This window comes from Kribbella sp. NPDC005582, assembly GCF_040605415.1.
In the GTDB taxonomy this organism is placed as follows: Bacteria; Actinomycetota; Actinomycetes; order Propionibacteriales; family Kribbellaceae; genus Kribbella.
Map to the genome: position 1 here is coordinate 236067 of NZ_JBEXCU010000007.1, position 15242 is coordinate 251308.

General features: G+C 68.0%; 15 protein-coding genes. 6 read left to right on the forward strand and 9 right to left on the reverse strand.

The window, feature by feature from the left end:
* The first annotated feature begins 5 nt into the window (after positions 1-5).
* Together ABZS29_RS32905 and ABZS29_RS32910 are read left to right on the forward strand one after the other, a co-directional pair.
* The gene (locus tag ABZS29_RS32905; protein ID WP_355467937.1) at positions 6-1577 is read left to right on the forward strand and encodes a helix-turn-helix domain-containing protein; all 1572 of its coding nucleotides are present in this window, start codon (positions 6-8) and stop codon (positions 1575-1577) included.
* Positions 1571-2368, forward strand: coding sequence for a MerR family transcriptional regulator (locus ABZS29_RS32910; protein WP_355467938.1), 798 nt, complete (start codon positions 1571-1573; stop codon positions 2366-2368). The genes ABZS29_RS32905 and ABZS29_RS32910 overlap by 7 nt, the downstream gene beginning before the upstream one ends.
* Here the strand turns inward: ABZS29_RS32910 and ABZS29_RS32915 are convergent.
* From ABZS29_RS32915 to ABZS29_RS32925, 3 genes are all read right to left on the reverse strand, one after another.
* Positions 2365-3006 (reverse strand): hypothetical protein, encoded by a 642-nt coding sequence (locus tag ABZS29_RS32915; protein WP_355467940.1) that lies wholly within the window; start codon positions 3004-3006, stop codon positions 2365-2367. The two genes, ABZS29_RS32910 and ABZS29_RS32915, sit on opposite strands and share 4 nt — an antisense overlap.
* 69 nt (positions 3007-3075) lie before the next feature.
* Positions 3076-4023, reverse strand: a complete 948-nt coding sequence (locus ABZS29_RS32920) for an electron transfer flavoprotein subunit alpha/FixB family protein (protein ID WP_355467942.1) — start codon at positions 4021-4023, stop codon at positions 3076-3078.
* A gap of 15 nt (positions 4024-4038) precedes the next feature.
* Entirely contained in the window at positions 4039-4833 is a 795-nt protein-coding gene (locus ABZS29_RS32925) for an electron transfer flavoprotein subunit beta/FixA family protein (protein WP_355467944.1), read from the reverse strand.
* Positions 4834-5111: 278 nt separating this feature from the next.
* On the opposite strand from ABZS29_RS32925, the gene ABZS29_RS32930 reads away from it, so the two are divergent.
* Together ABZS29_RS32930 and ABZS29_RS32935 are read left to right on the forward strand one after the other, a co-directional pair.
* Positions 5112-5870, forward strand: coding sequence for a PRC and DUF2382 domain-containing protein (locus ABZS29_RS32930; RefSeq protein ID WP_355467945.1), 759 nt, complete (start codon positions 5112-5114; stop codon positions 5868-5870).
* Positions 5871-5941: 71 nt separating this feature from the next.
* A complete protein-coding gene (locus ABZS29_RS32935; protein WP_355467947.1) occupies positions 5942-6676 on the forward strand; it encodes a class I SAM-dependent methyltransferase in 735 nt (244 codons plus the stop codon).
* Here the strand turns inward: ABZS29_RS32935 and ABZS29_RS32940 are convergent.
* The 6 genes from ABZS29_RS32940 to ABZS29_RS32965 are packed head-to-tail and all read right to left on the reverse strand — an operon-like array spanning position 6663 to position 12146.
* A complete protein-coding gene (locus ABZS29_RS32940; RefSeq protein WP_355467949.1) occupies positions 6663-7496 on the reverse strand; it encodes a hypothetical protein in 834 nt (277 codons plus the stop codon). The genes ABZS29_RS32935 and ABZS29_RS32940 overlap by 14 nt on opposite strands.
* Positions 7489-8325: an acyltransferase gene (locus tag ABZS29_RS32945; protein WP_355467951.1), complete on the reverse strand. Its 837-nt coding sequence runs from the start codon at positions 8323-8325 to the stop codon at positions 7489-7491. Before ABZS29_RS32945 ends, ABZS29_RS32940 begins: the two co-directional genes overlap by 8 nt.
* 4 nt (positions 8326-8329) lie before the next feature.
* On the reverse strand, positions 8330-9280 hold the full coding sequence (locus ABZS29_RS32950; RefSeq protein WP_355467953.1) for a class I SAM-dependent methyltransferase: 951 nt from the start codon (positions 9278-9280) through the stop codon (positions 8330-8332).
* On the reverse strand, positions 9280-10059 hold the full coding sequence (locus ABZS29_RS32955; RefSeq protein WP_355467955.1) for an enoyl-CoA hydratase-related protein: 780 nt from the start codon (positions 10057-10059) through the stop codon (positions 9280-9282). Before ABZS29_RS32955 ends, ABZS29_RS32950 begins: the two co-directional genes overlap by 1 nt.
* Before the next feature lie 45 nt (positions 10060-10104).
* On the reverse strand, positions 10105-11142 hold the full coding sequence (locus ABZS29_RS32960) for a Gfo/Idh/MocA family oxidoreductase (protein ID WP_355467957.1): 1038 nt from the start codon (positions 11140-11142) through the stop codon (positions 10105-10107).
* On the reverse strand, positions 11139-12146 hold the full coding sequence (locus tag ABZS29_RS32965; protein ID WP_355467959.1) for a Gfo/Idh/MocA family oxidoreductase: 1008 nt from the start codon (positions 12144-12146) through the stop codon (positions 11139-11141). The genes ABZS29_RS32960 and ABZS29_RS32965 overlap by 4 nt, the downstream gene beginning before the upstream one ends.
* A 165-nt stretch (positions 12147-12311) precedes the next feature.
* Here ABZS29_RS32965 and glgX point away from each other — a divergent pair, with 165 nt between their 5' ends.
* Positions 12312-14408 carry a glycogen debranching protein GlgX gene (gene glgX, locus ABZS29_RS32970; RefSeq protein WP_355467960.1) on the forward strand — a complete coding sequence of 699 codons (2097 nt, stop codon included), beginning with the start codon at positions 12312-12314 and terminating at the stop codon, positions 14406-14408.
* A 62-nt stretch (positions 14409-14470) separates the two neighbouring features.
* On the forward strand, positions 14471-15223 hold the full coding sequence (locus ABZS29_RS32975; protein WP_355467961.1) for an SGNH/GDSL hydrolase family protein: 753 nt from the start codon (positions 14471-14473) through the stop codon (positions 15221-15223).
* Positions 15224-15242 lie beyond the last annotated feature (19 nt).

Here is a 15242-nt window from a genome sequence, read left to right on the forward strand (position 1 = left end):
GCTGGGTGACCCAACGACCCCGAGCCAGCCTCGGCCGTGTGCTGGACGACCTCGGCGCGACGCTTCTCGAGCTCGTGGCCGGAGACCGCGACCGGCCGATCGGCGGTGTCGTCATCCATGATCCTCTCGACGACCCGGTCCTCCCCCAGCAAGCACTCGTCCTCGGGGTCGGCCTGCACGACCCCGAGGAGATCACCCGCGTACTGCGGGACCTCGGCCGTCAGGATGCAGCCGGTCTGGTGCTGCGCAGTCCGGTCACAGTTGACGAGGCCCTAAGCAACGAAACCGGCGTAGCTGTCCTCGCACTGACCAAAGGCGCCACCTGGGACCAGTTGAGCATCCTGCTGCGGTCGGTTCTCGATGTCGGAATCGCAGAGTCTGAAACGCTCGGAGGCATGCCGTCCGGCGACCTCTTCGCGCTGGCCAACGCCACTGCGGCTTTGCTCGACGCACCGGTCACCATCGAGGACCGCAGCTCCCGAGTGCTCGCCTACTCCGGCCGCCAGGACGAGGCCGACACCGCACGCGTCGAGACAGTCCTCGGCCGGCAGGTGCCCGAGCGCTACTCCCGGCTGCTCTCCGAGCGCGGTGTCTTCCGAGAGCTCTATCGAACCGACCAGCCGGTCTATGTCGCACCCCTGCCGGCTACTGAGCCAGACGTCGCGCTTCCGCGCGTGGCCGTCGCAGTGCGCGCCGGCGACGAGATCCTGGGCTCTATCTGGGTCGCTGTGCATGAGCCGCTGAGTGATGAGCGTTCCGAGGCGCTGCGCGATGCGGCCAAGGTCGTTGCCCTGCACATGTTGCGCATCCGCGCCGGTGCGGATGTCGAACGGCGGCTCCGCGCCGACCTGATCAGTACGGCGCTCGACGGGTCTCGCGAGGCACTGGACCGACTCGGACTGGCCGACCAGGCACTCGTCGTACTGGCGTTGGCCGTTGGACCGGCCACTGAGCGGCAGCGCGTGGCGGATGCGTTCGCCCTGCATCTCGGTGCGGTCTTTCCGCGATCGGCAGCGGCGTTGGTGGGTGACGTGACCTACGGACTGATTCCGGCGAGCAGTGAGGAACGCGCTGCACAGGTCGCGCAGGACTTCCTGGACCGCGTCGGCGACCGGTCCGGAGCACACATCGGCGTCGGCGCTGCTGTGCGGTTGCCGCAGGCGCGGGCCGGTGCTGATCGCGCTCTGCGAGTACTGCGGACCAGTCGGCGTACACAGCGCGTGGCTCGGCTGGCCGACATACAGGTTGAGGCGCTGCTGCTGGAACTGCGTGACCTCGTCGAGGCGCGCGGTGAGCCGCTGACCGGACCGATCGCGCGTCTGGTGGCCTACGACCGCGACCACAACGCCGCACTGGTCGAAACACTACGGGCCTGGCTGGATGCCTTCGGTGACGTGACTACCGCGGCCGCTGCGGCCTACGTGCACCCGAACACCTTTCGGTACCGGCTGCGACGGCTTGCGGAGGTCGGTCAGCTCGACCTGACCGATCCGGAGGCACGGTTCGCCGCGATGCTTCAGTTACGCATCCTTGCAACTGACACGGTGTCAGGCAGTTCGCTGGTCGAACCATGTTGAGTATCGGAGACCTCGCCCGCCACACCCGCATCTCGGTACGGATGCTGCGGCACTACGACGCCCTGGGACTGGTTGTGCCCGAGCGCGTCGACCCGCACACCGGACACCGGTTCTACGCGCTGTCGCAGATCTGGCGTGTCGACAGTCTGATCGCGCTGAAGGAGCTGGGCTTCACGCTGGAGCAGTGCGGCGCAATCCTCGACGAACAGCTCCCGGTCGAGGAACTGCGCGGCATGCTGCGGCTCCGACGAGCCCAGCTCGAGCAGCGGATGACTGCGGACGCGGACCGGCTGACGGAGGTCGAGCGGCGGCTCCGATCGATCGAAAGAGGACTGACCATGACCAACCGCACCCTGAAGCTCGGCCCGCTGCCCGCCCTGCGCCTGCTGCACCTGCAGGCCGAGGTGAACGACGAGTCCGAGATCGGCGGCGCTGTAATGACACTGTCCGAGCAGCTGGACGCACTGCAGCTCAGCGGGCAACGCGTCCACACGTACTACGGCCGCCCAGACGGCTCCAAGATCGAGGTCTCGGTCGGAATCGCCGTCGGCGCGACGGACACCGATGCGGCCGGTCTGGACCTCACCGACCTCCCCGCCGTACCGCAGGGCGCGTCGGTCACCTATCGAGGACCGAGCGACGGCATCGCCGACACCTGGCGGACGCTGGATGTCGCACTGGACGAACAGGGCCTCGAGTCGTACGGCGTCTATCGCGACATCCGCGTCAGCACGGAAGACCCGGAGCAGGTGGTCGTGGAGCTCCAAGCGGCCGTCCGCCCAGCGTCCTAACGAATCCGGGCCGGCCAGGCGTGACCGGGATGCAGGTGGTCGATCATGTCGGCCAGCCAGACCCGCTGCTCGGTTGAGAGCAGTGGGAGTGCGGCCTCGAGGTCCAGCTCGTCCTTCGGCCGGCCCAGCTTCGCCTTGTAGGCCAGCGCGACCTCAGGGTTGAGGTAGCGCACACCGTCCGGCCCTCGCCAGGTGATGTCTTCCAGAGCGAAGTCGAGAGCCGGATCGCGGCGGAAGATCCAGCGTCCGTCGCGGTCCGGGTTCACGACCACGTCGAACTCCCAGGGCGCCAGTGCGTGCTTGCGGAGCCAGATCTGCTCGGCGTCCTCCGGCAGCTCGGGCCGTCGATCGACGAGGGGCTGGAGACGCCCACTCCCGTTGGACCACAGGTCGTACGTACCGCGCAGGTACACCCGGAGCTTCTCGACGTCGCGTCGCCACAGCGACACGTCGACATCCTCGTGCTCGCGGTGCACGCCGGTGAACGCGTCGATCGCCCATCCGCCGGCGATCCACCACTCCCCGTCGTACTGGCTCAGCATGGCCTGCGCGTCGGCCGGAGTCGACTGCTTCCACGGCCCGTACAGCCGCTGGAACGCCAGCTCCTCGGCGTCGAGTCCCTCGGGATAACCGGTCACCGACCGATCCTCACACACGAACGAAGCGCCCGGCTCGGCAATCAGCCGAGCCGGGCGCTTCCGAGCATTTCAGGACTTGCGCTTGGTGACCTCTTCGGTGGCGGCCGGGAGGACCTTGTGCAGGTCACCGACGACACCGAAGTCGACCAGCTCGAAGATCGGCGCCTCGTTGTCCTTGTTGATGGCAACGATCGTCTTCGAGGTCTGCATACCGGCCCGGTGCTGGATCGCGCCCGAGATCCCGGCGGCGACGTACAGCTGCGGGGAGACGGTCTTGCCGGTCTGGCCGACCTGGTAGGCGTGCGGGTACCAGCCCGAGTCCACCGCGGCGCGGGACGCACCGACAGCGGCGCCGAGCGAGTCGGCGAAGGCCTCGACCGGACCGAAGTCACCGCCGGTACCGCGGCCACCGGAAACGATGATCGCGGCCTCGGTGAGCTCCGGACGACCGGTCGCCGCGCGCGGCTTCGAGTCGGTGATCTTCGCCGTCTTGGCGGCGTCGGAGATCGTCACGTCGAACTCCTCCACCTCCGGCGAGGTCTCGGCGGCCTCCGGGGTGGCCGCGTTCGGCTTCACGGTGATGATCGCGATGCCCTTGGTGATCTTCGACTTGACGCTGTAGTTGCCCGCGAAGACGGACTGCGTCGTGACGGGACCTTCCTGCACGTCGACGGCGTCGGTGATCAGGCCGGACTCCAGCTTGACCGCGAGCCGGGCCGCGATCTCCTTGCCCTCGGCGTTCGACGAGATCAGGATCGCCGACGGCTCGACCTTGGCCGCGACCTGCTGCAGCGCCTCGGCCTTCGGGGCCACCAGGTACTGCGTGAGCTCCGGAGCGGTCAGCGCGATCACCTTGGTGGCGCCGTACTGACCGAGGGCCGGAAGGGCCTCCTGCACGCCGTCACCGATGAAGACCGCGACGGGCTCGCCGAGCCGGCGCGCGATGGTGAGGAGTTCGGCGGTCGTCTTGCGTACGACGCCCGCGGTGTGGTCAACGAGAACCAGAACGTTCGACATCAGACTGCTCGCCCCTCAGAGGAACTTGTTGGTGGACAGGAACTCGACGAGCTGACCCGCACCGGAGCCGTCCTCATCGGTCACGATGGTGCCCGCGGTGCGCGCCGGACGGGCGGTCACCTCGACCACCTCGGTCCAGGCCGACGAGCCGCCGACCTGCTCCGGCGTCAACTCCAGGTCGGCCAGCGACCAGGTCTCGACCGGCTTCTTCTTCGCGGCCATGATGCCCTTGAACGACGGGTACCGCGGCTCGTTCGCCTGGTCGGAGACGCTCAGCACCAGCGGCAGCGTGCCCTCGACGGTGTCGCTCGCGGTGTCCCCGTCCCGGCGGATCTTCACGCTCGTGCCGTCGACGGTCACCTCCGAGCCCAGCGTGACGGCCGGCAGGCCGAGGCGCTCGGACACCATCGCGGGGATGACGCCCATCGAGCCGTCGGTCGACCCCATGCCGAAGACGACCAGGTCGGCCTCGAGCTTGGCCAGCGCCTTCGACAGCACCAGCGAGGTGGCGACCGCGTCGGAGCCGTGGATGGCGTCGTCGAGGACGTGCACGCCCGCGTCGGCACCCATCTGCAGGCCCTTCTTCACCGCGTCGGCGGCCTGCTCCGGGCCGACGGTGAGGATGGTCACCACTGTGTCTCCAGGGTCGCCGGCCCCCTCTTTGACGGTCAATGCGGTCTCAACGGCATATTCGTCCAGTTCGGACAGCAGCCCGTCCACACCGGCGCGATCCACGGTGTTGTCCTCCGGGCGGAAGCGGCGGTCCGCCGTGGCATCCGGCACGAACTTCGCGCAGACGACGATCTTCATAGCGTGTGGGACCCCTTCTGGTTAACGGTCTCTCCAAGCCTGCCACGGATGTTACTCGCGGGAAACATTGCCACGTGCGAGTCCCATCACACCGCCGGCGCCCGCCCAGGCTATCCCCTGGCGTCCCGGCGGTCAGCGGCGGCGGCCGAGGCGTCCGACACACCAGGCCCGACCGTTATCCGAACACAGCTCGTGATCAAGTGTTTGCCTTCCGTGAGGTCGGGCACCGGTCTGTCGTTCGTTGCTGTACGCAAACAATCGACACGGGGTTGATAACGATGACCATGCAGGGAATCGAGCAAGTCGTCGGCGAGACGGCGTACGACGCGTCCGGCGACAAGATCGGGTCGGTCGGCAATGTCTACGCCTCCGACGCGACCGGACGCCCGGAATGGGTCACAGTGAACACGGGAATGTTCGGCACCAAGCACACCTTTGTGCCGCTCGACGGTGCGCACGTCGAGAAGGACGGCCTGCACCTGGCGACGTCCAAGTCGAAGATCAAGGACGCACCGCGGATCGACGCCAACGGGCACCTCAGCGAGGGTGAAGCGTCCGAGCTGTACCGCTACTACGGCATGCAGTTGCCGCAGCCGAACGCCGGTACGGCGCCGCGCGGGCGCAAGGCTGAGCAGGGCCGGATGGCCGAGGACGGGTCGATGGTCCGGCACGAGGAGAAGCTGCACGCGGGGACCGAGACGGTCGAGACCGGCCGGGTCCGCCTGCATAAGCACGTCGTGACCGAGGAGCAGCAGGTCACGGTACCGGTGAGCCACGAGGAAGTGCGCGTGGTTCGGGAGCCGGTGGCGGATGGCGAGCTTCGCGGCCGCTCCGGTGAACTCGGCGACGAGGAGCGCGAGGTCGTGCTGCACGAAGAGCGCCCGGTGATCGGTAAGGAGACCGTCGCCGTCGAGCGGGTCGGCCTCGAGACCGAGACCGTCCGCGGCGAGGAGAACGTCACCGAGACCGTCCGCAAGGAGCGGGTCGAGGTGGATGGTCTCGACGACGACGGAACCGGCAAGCACAAGCGGCACTAACGGGTAGATCCAACAGCGGCGGTGTTCGGGCGGGCGGGCCCGGACACCGCCGCTGTGCATAAGCTGACCGCGTGACCGAGACCCTGACGCTGACCGGCGAGCGGACCGCCCCCGGCATCTGGCACGAGAATTACTGGTTCGCGCGGCACGAGGCGGCGTACCGGTGGATCGTGGCGGAGCTGCTGCCGACGAGCGGCCGCGTGCTCGAGGCGGGTTGCGGCGAGGGGTACGGCGCCGAGCTGCTCCGGACCGCCGGTACCGAGCCGGTGTTCGGGCTGGACTACGAGCCCGACACCCTCCAGCACGTACGGCGGGTCTATCCGCAGGTGAGCGTCGTCCGGGGGAATCTCGTGCAGACCGCCTTCGCGGACGCGAGTTTCGGGCTACTGACGTCGTTGCAGACGATCGAGCATCTGTGGGAGCAGCCGCGGTTCATCACCGAATGCGCACGGATCCTCGCGCCGGGCGGGACCGCCGTACTGAGCACTCCGAACCGGCTCACCTTCCCGAGCGGGAACTGGTACCACACGCGTGAGCTGACGATGGCGGAGTTCACCGAGCTGGTCGAACCCGAGCTCGGGATCACGCACACGCTCGGGCTGCATCACGGGAAGCGCTTGCAGGACTGGGAATCCGAGCACGGGTCGTGTGTGGATGCTCAGCTTGCGGCACCACACGACGAATGGCCGACAGACCTCCGCGAGTTGGTCACCAACACGACGTACGACGACTTCGAGATCAGGCCGGGCGACCTCGACGAGTCGCTCGACCTGATCCTGGTGGCCGTGAAACCTACGGCCGGATGAAGCGTTCGAGGATCTTGCCGGCGATCAGGTAGACCAGCGCGGCGATCCCCCAGTTCACCAGCAGGGTGTTCTTGGCGGTCTCGAGCCGGAACAGGTCCTTGAACGGGCCGACCAGGTCGTGCCCGCGCTCCAGCACCCAGCGGACGATCTCGTTGCTCTGGTTGGTCTGGTCGAGCGCCGTGAAGAGCGCGCCCAGTGCGAGCAACGCCGCGGCCAGAACAGCGATCAGCCAGACCACCGAGGCCAGCAGATTGCGGAACTGACGGACGCCGGTGCCGACCGTGCTCATCGCCTGCTTGCCGGCCGCGGCCTTCTTCACCGGCGCCGCAGCGGTCTTGGTCGCCGTCGCCGCCGGCGTCGTCACCCGGCTGACCGGTTTGGTCGCCGTGGTGTCGTCCGAGCCGCTGCCCGACGGAGTGGCCGAAGCCGAAGCAGCGGCCTCCTCGCGCGCCTTCTGCTCAGCGACGATCTCGGCCGCCGTGCGGGGCTTGGCGGTCTTGGTCGCGGTCGAGCCGGCCACTGGAGTGTCCTCGGGTACGCTCGCCGCTTTCTCGGCCGCGGCCGCCTTCGCATTGTCGTCGTTGCCCACGTCACCCATCTCCTCAGCCGGGTTCGGTTCCTCGAGCGCGCCCGGGTCCGGTGCGGCCGCCTTCTTCCGGCGGCTGACCGGGACCGGTCGCGGCGACAGCCTGCGCCGGGCCCCGGCGATCGGGGCCGGCGCGGCGGTCGTTGTCACGTCGTCGGTCGTTCGCAGCGCTGCATCCAACGTAGCGCCCAGCGGGTCGGCATCGGAACCGTCGGTCCTGGCGTGCTCAGCCACGCTGCGTCTCCTCTCCGACGGCCATCCGGTCGTGCGGGACATAGTGCCCGACCGGTGAGTAACTTGAGAACCCCTCGGCACCGGATTCGTCACCGCCGGCAGTCGGAGTCACGGTGAGCTGGGGTGTCGCGAGCTGTATCTGGTCTGGTGGAACGGACGAGCGCAACTGGGCGGCGGTGGCTGCGTTCACCTCGGCGAGACCGGCCAAATAGGCACGGCGCGGCGCGTCGGCGGCATAGCGGGTGGTGCGGTCGGCGACGACGACCGCCGGAACCCCGGCGGCGACGGCGTACGCAGGAATGTTGCCACGGGCAACGCTGTTCGCGCCGATCACCACGCCGCGACCGATGTCGGTTCCGCGGGTGACGGTCACCTTGGTGGCCAGCCAGCAGTCCGGACCGATCCGGACCGGCGACTTCACCAGGCCCTGGTCCTTGATCGGCAGCCCGAGCTCCTCGGTCTTGTGGTCGAAGTCGCAGATGTAGGTCCAGTCCGCGATCAGCGTGGAGGCGCCGATCTCGATGTCCAGGTAGCAGTTCACCGTGACATCGCGGGCGAACACCACCTTGTCGCCGATCCGCAGGGTGCCCTCGTGCGCGCGCAGCCGGGTCTCGTCACCGAGGTGCACCCATTTGCCGAGGATGATCCGGCCGTGTCCCCGGCGCGCGACGATCTCCAGGTTCTTGCCGAGGAAGACGAAACCCTCGGTGATCACCTGCGGATGACGCAGCTTGAACCAGGCGAACCGCCAGTACCGCTTGAGGTAGTACGGCGTCCACGCCCGGTGGCGCACCACCCAGCGCAGATTCGCCACGGACAACAACCGCATTGAGTTACCTTACTGCTACTCCAGTGATGGAGACGTTGTAGTAAAGCTCATCGGGCACGACGTTCGACAGCACCTTGTCCACCTTGGACAGCTGCAGCCACGACTTGTAGGCGAACATCCGCCAGCCGAAGCCGAGCTTCTGCTCCGGTACGGCGGCCTCGAACGTGCGGATCGGCCAGCCGAGCCAGGCGGCGGTGAGCTCCTCGGTCACGGTCTTGACCTCGGCCGCGCCGGCCCGCGTGGCCGTGCGGGCCAGCGTGTCCGGGTCGAAGGTGTGCAGGTCCACAACGGCTTCCAGCGCGGCGGCGCGCGAGGACTCGTCGAGCTCGGCCTGCGGGCGGCGCCAGTCCGACAACGCGGGCAGCTTGGTGACGTTGGTCGTCGCCCACCAGGTCAGACGGGACAAGCGGCGGGCGATGAAGTCGCCGTACCGGGTGGGTTCGCCGCAGATGACGAAGCGGCCGCCGGGCTTGAGGACGCGGAGCATCTCGCGGAAGGCGAGCTCGACGTCCGGGATGTGGTGGATGACGGCGTGGCCGATGACGAGGTCGAAGGTGTCGTCGTCGTACGGGAGTTTCTCGGCGTCGGCGACCCGGCCCTCGACCACGAACCCGAGCGTCTTCGCGTTCTTCTTGGCAGCCTCGACCATGCCCGGAGACAGGTCGGTGACGTGCGCCTCGTCCAGCACACCGGCCAGCTTCAGGTTCAGCGTGAAGAAGCCGGTGCCGGCGCCGATCTCGAGCGACTTCCCGTACGGCCAGCCCTGGTCACCGGCGATCGCGGTGAACCGGTCGCGGGCGTAGCTGACGCAGCGCTCGTCGTACGAGATCGACCACTTCTCGTCGTACGTCGAGGCTTCCCAGTCGTGGTAGAGGACCTGGGCCAGCTTGTTGTCGTTCCAGGCCGCCTCGACCTCTTCGGCAGTGGCAGCGGGCTTCTCGGCAGAGGTGGTCATCAGATTCCCTTGAACTCAGCTTTTCCGGGGCCGTTCTCGACGAAGGACTTCATCCCGATCGCGCGGTCCTCGGTGGCGAAGAGCGCGGCGAACTGCTGCCGCTCGATCTCCAGGCCGGTGGCGAGATCCACGCCGAGGCCGGCGTCGATCGACTCCTTGGCGGCGCGCAGCGCGAGCGCGGCACCCTTCGAGAACTGGGATGCCCAGGCGACCGCGGCGTCGTACACCTCGGCGGCCGGGACGACCTTGTCCACCAGGCCGATCTGCAACGCCTCGGCGGCGTCGACGAAGCGACCGGTGTAGATCAGGTCCTTGGCCTTCGACGGGCCGACCAGGCGGGCGAGCCGCTGGGTACCGCCGGCGCCGGGGATGATGCCGAGCAGGATCTCCGGCTGGCCGAGCTTGGCGTCCTCGGCGGCGATCCGGTAGTCGGTGCAGAGCGCGAGCTCACAGCCGCCGCCGAGCGCGTAGCCGGTGACGGCCGCGACCGTCGGCTTCGGGATCGCGGCCACGGCGGTCAGCGAGGCCTGCAGCGGACCGGAGCGCTTGACCATGTCGGCGTACGACATGTCGGCCATCTCCTTGATGTCCGCGCCGGCGGCGAAGACCTTCTCGCCGCCGTACACGACCACCGCGCGGACGTCGTCGTTCGCCGTCGCCTCCTCGGCAGCGGCCCGGATCTCGTCCTGGACCTGGACGTTCAGGGCGTTCATCTTCGGCCGGTCCAGCCGGATCGTCCCGACCCCGTCACTCACGGTCAGGTTGACGAACTCGCCCATACGTCGCTCCTCCTACTACCGGCCGGTCACATCCCCGGAACCGTACTACAGGTCGATCGGCTGACCGGAAACGGCAGAGCGACGAGCAGCGTCCACGATCTGCAGCGTGCGCAGGCCCACAGCGCCATCCGGCTGCGGCACCACGGCAGGCTGCTTACCGGGGACCGGTGCGCCGGACTCCCGAACCGCATGCAGGAACGTCGCCAGCATTGACTCGTCCAGGTTGCCGCCGACCGCCAGGAAGACCTCGCCATTCGGGTCGGTCCCGCCGACGTGCGGCAGGAACGGCTCGATCTCGACCGAACCGTTGGTGCCGGTGACCTGCAACGAGACACCGCCCCAGGTCGGACCGTTGTCCGGAACGCTCCACGAGCAGTCGATCGTTGCCAGTAGCCCGTTGTCGTAGGTGATGGTGACCAGTCCACCGGTCTCGACCTGGACGCCCTTGTCCTGGTGCAGCACGTGGTTCGCAGCGGCGTACACGCGTGATGCCGACGCTCCCCCGGTCAGACCGTCGATCAGATCCGCACAGTGCACGGTGTGGTCGACCAGAGCACCACCACCGGCCAGATCCTTGTCGGTGAACCACTGGCGGGCGTCGTACGGGATTTTGCCGTTGTTGGTGCCCAGTACGGCGAAGACGTCGCCGAGCCGGCCGGCCTCGACCATGGCACGCAGTCGCAGGTACGACGGCGCGAAGCGCACCGGGTACGCGATCATCAGGATCGATCCCGCAGCTGCGCAGGCATCCAGCATGGCTTGACCGTCAGCGACCTCAGTGGCCAACGGCTTCTCGCACAGCACATGTGCGCCGGCTGCTGCCGCCCGCTCGACCAGTGCGCGGTGGCCGGCGTTCTCGGACGTCACTACGACGGCATCCGGGCCCCACGCGAACAGCTCGTCGTACGAGTCGACATAGGGCACTCCGAGCTTTGCGGCGAACTCTGCGCCGCGTGGTCCCGCGTCAGGCGCCGCTGCGCCGTCCGGGTCCGCGGACAGCACCTCGACATCGGGCATCTGGCCCAGCAGGTACGCGTACGAAGCAGCGTGGGTGTGGGCGAAAGAGGCGATCGCTACCTTCATGCCACTGCTCCCGTCAGCTCGATGGTCTTGCCGGACTCCATGGACAACCGGGCAGCTTCGGCGAGGTCGACGGCTGCCACGCCGTCGACGCCGAGCACGCGTGGCTCTGGGCCGCCGCGTAGTCCGATCGCCAGCTCACGCAGCTGCGTCAGATACGGACTCTCCCCCAGTGCGGACGCCGGAATCAGCAGGTCCGCGGCATCCGCGTCATTCTGCAGCTCTTCGGTGAAGCCGGTGTCCACACCAGACGTGTGCTTCAGTACGCCGGTCGCACCGGCGATGTGGAAGCCGGTCCGGAACGGAGTGCCGGGCACACCCCAGGTCGCACGGCAGAGCGAGATCGCACCGGACTCGTGAGTCAGCGTCACGTGCGCGGAGACGTTGACCGGGCTGATGCCGTCCACGGTCGGCGGGTTCTGGACGGCGTAGACGCTGGTGACCTTGCCGCACAGCCACTGCGCCTGGTCGAGGTCGTGAACCATCAGGTCCATGATCACGCCGCCGGAGCGGGCGACATCGCGGTACCAGCCCGCACCGGCCGGCGAGGAGGCCTGCCGGAAGAAGCGCGCTACCGCGACCGGGCCGATCCGGCCGGCCTGGACGGCGTCGTACGCGGCCTTGTACTCGGGGAAGTAGCGCACCACGTGGGCCGGGTAGACCTTCACCCCGGCAGCCTCGGCGGCGGAGAGTACCTCGTGCGAGTCCGCCGCGGTCAGGCTCAGCGGCTTCTCGCAGATCACGTCCTTCCCGGCCTTGATCGCGGCCAGGGCGATCTCTTTGTGGGTCGGGGACGGCGTGACGATGTCGACGAACTCGACCTCGGAGAGCAGCCCGTCCAGCGACGGCGCCACCTCCAGGCCGTACTGCTCGGCGAGTGATTCGGCCCCTTCGACCGAGTACACGACCACGCGCGCGCCGAGCGCCTTCCACGCCGCGACATGGACATGGGCAATGTTGCCGGCGCCGATCAGACCAACGGTCAGACCGGCGAGCTGTTCCGCCATGAGACCCTCACAGGAGGCTGGAGTAGGTACTTACTTAGTAACGGTCCTTGCCTATCATTGCGCACAGACGTTCACAACTACCGTCTCACGATCACTCCCCGGACAATCACGGTCAATACACCCCGCCGAGTGATGGGTTTGCCAGGACTTGTGCACAATGTGCCGGTGACTGACACGACCGCGCCTCCGACCGCAGCCGGTCCAGCCGGCGACCTGGGGCCGCGGTTGGGCGCGGTGGTCCAGACCGACGGGACCACGTTCACGCTGTGGGCGCCGGCCGCCGAGCGGGTGGAGCTGGCCCTGATCGCCGACGACGGCAGCCAGCGGAACCTCGACCTCGCGCACACCGGCGAGTTCTGGACCGGGTTCGTCGCCGGCGTCGGTCCCGGCCAGCGCTACGGGTACCGCGTGCACGGTCCGTTCGACCCGTCGCACGGACTGCGGTTCAACCCGTCGAAGCTGCTGCTGGACCCGTACGCCCGGGCAGTCGACGGCTCCTTGGATTTCGCCAGCCCGCTGATCTACGACTCTTCGGACGGGGACTCGGCCGGACATGTGCCGGTCAGTGTCGTGGTCGGCGACTCCGAGCCGCCACCGCCGATCTGCAAGCCGGTGCACTGGGGCGAGACGGTTGTGTACGAGTTGCACACCAAGGGCTTCACCAAGCGGCATCCCGACGTGCCGGAGCACCAGCGCGGCACGTACGCCGGTCTGGCGCACCCCTCCGTCATCAGCTACCTGCACGAGCTCGGTGTCACGTCGGTCGAGCTGCTGCCGATCCACCAGTTCCTGACCGAGCCTGCGATCGCAGCGCGCGGTCTGCCGAACTACTGGGGCTACAACACGCTCGGGTTCTTCGCTCCGCACGGGGCGTACTCGTCAGCGGGTACGCGTGGTGAGCAGGTGGCCGAGTTCAAGGCCATGGTGGCCGCGTTCCACGCTGCCGGCATCGAGGTGATCCTGGACGTCGTCTACAACCACACCGCCGAGGGCGGCTTCGACGGGCCGACACTGAGCTTCCGCGGCATCGACAACCGCGCGTACTACCGGCTCGGCGACAGCGGCACCATGTACGACGTCACCGGGACCGGCAACTCGGTCGACACCTCACACCCGCAGGTCCGGCGACTGATGATGGACTCGCTGCGCTACTGGGTCGAGGAGATGGGCGTCGACGGGTTCCGGTTCGACCTGGCCGTCACGCTGGTTCGCAACGAACGGCACGAGGTCGACCTGGTCGACCACCCCTTCTTGTCCGAGGTGGCGGCCGATCCGGTGCTCGGCCGGGTGAAGCTGATCTCCGAACCGTGGGACGTCGGCAACTTCGGCTATCAGGTCGGCAACTTCGGCACCCCGTGGTCGGAGTGGAACGGCAAGTTCCGCGACAGCGTGCGGGACGTGTGGCGCAACGCCTCCGACGGCGTGAAGGACCTCGCCTACCGACTCTCCGGCTCCAGCGACCTGTACGGCGACGACGGCCGCTACCCGTACGCGTCGATCAACTTCGTCACCGCGCACGACGGCTTCACGCTGCGCGACCTGGTCAGCTACAACCACAAGCACAACGAGGCCAACCACGAGGACAACCGGGACGGTACCGACGACAACCGCTCCTGGAACTGCGGTGTCGAGGGCGAGACCGACGACCCCGCGGTAGTTGCCTTGCGCAAGCGTCAGATGGCGAACCTGATGTCCACGCTGATCCTGTCCACCGGCGTACCGATGATCACCATGGGCGACGAGTGCGGGCGGACGCAGGGCGGTAACAACAACGCGTACTGCCAGGACAGCGAGATCTCGTGGTTCGACTGGTCGCTGCCACAGCAGTGGGCGGATCACCTCGCGCTGACGAAGAAGCTGATCGCACTGCGCGCGGCACACCCCACCCTGCGGCAATGGCACTACTTCTCCGGACAACCCGTCGTACCGGGTGGGCGGAAGGACCTGTCCTGGATCGCACCGCACGGTGGCGAGATGACCGAGTCCGACTGGCACGACGGGAACCTGCGCACGATCGGCATGTTCCTGGCCGGCGATGCACTGCGGGCTACTGACGCTGAGGGCAATGCGCTGACGGACAGCTCGTTTCTGCTCGCTCTGAACGCCACGTCCGAGGTGCGGGAGGTCGTCGTACCGGATGCGTCGTGGGCACCGGCGTACGAGGTGGTGCTGGACACCAGCAACAGCATGGTGACCGAGGTCGAGGCCGGTGCGACCGTGCCGCTACCGCCGCTGTGTCTGGTGCTGCTCCGCGCTCTCTGAGGGTTGTTAACCTTCGCTCTGTACCTTCACTGGTCACCTGTTGTTCATCGTGTGGGGGACCAATGTTTGGGCGTGAGCGAACGACGCCGATCGGTGCGCTGCACCGGGCGATCATGCGCTGGGGTGAGGCCGAGCGGACCAGCTCCCGGCTGGCTGTGCAGCGCTGGCTGGACGGTGTCGCGTACGTCGACGTCCAGGCGCGCACCTATGCGGAGTACTGGACTCGCCAGAACACGCAGGCCGCTGCGGCCGACGGACCGCTCTGGGTGGTACTCGGCGACTCCACTGCGCAAGGACTCGGCGCCTCCAGCCCACTGCACGGGTACGTCGGCCAGGTGCTCAACGCACTCCGTCGTACCGGGTCTCCGTGGCGCGTGCTCAACCTGTCCCGCTCCGGTGCACAGACGCGGCACGTGCTCGACGACCAACTCCCCCTGCTCGCCGGTCTGCAGCCTGCACTCGTCACCTGCGGCATTGGCAACAACGACATCCTCGCTACCCCGCCGAAGCGTTTCCGCGACCACCTGCGCGCAGTGATCGAGCAGCTGCCCGCCTCCTCGGTCGTGATGGACCTGACCGTGCCGGACCGGCTCTGGCGCGTCGGCGGTGCCGTCAGTCCCTATGTCTCCGGAATCAACCAGCACATCAGCACCACCGCCTCGAACCGCGGTCTCCCCGTAGCCGAGGTCTCCCGGCATGCCCGTCCCCCGTGGCGCGGCATGCTCGCCCCGGACAACTTCCACCCCAACAACCTCGGCTACCGCCGCCACGCGGACGCCCTGCTGGCTGCGCTTCCCTCCGGTGTCCGGGGCTGATTCTTTACTCTGCCCCTAG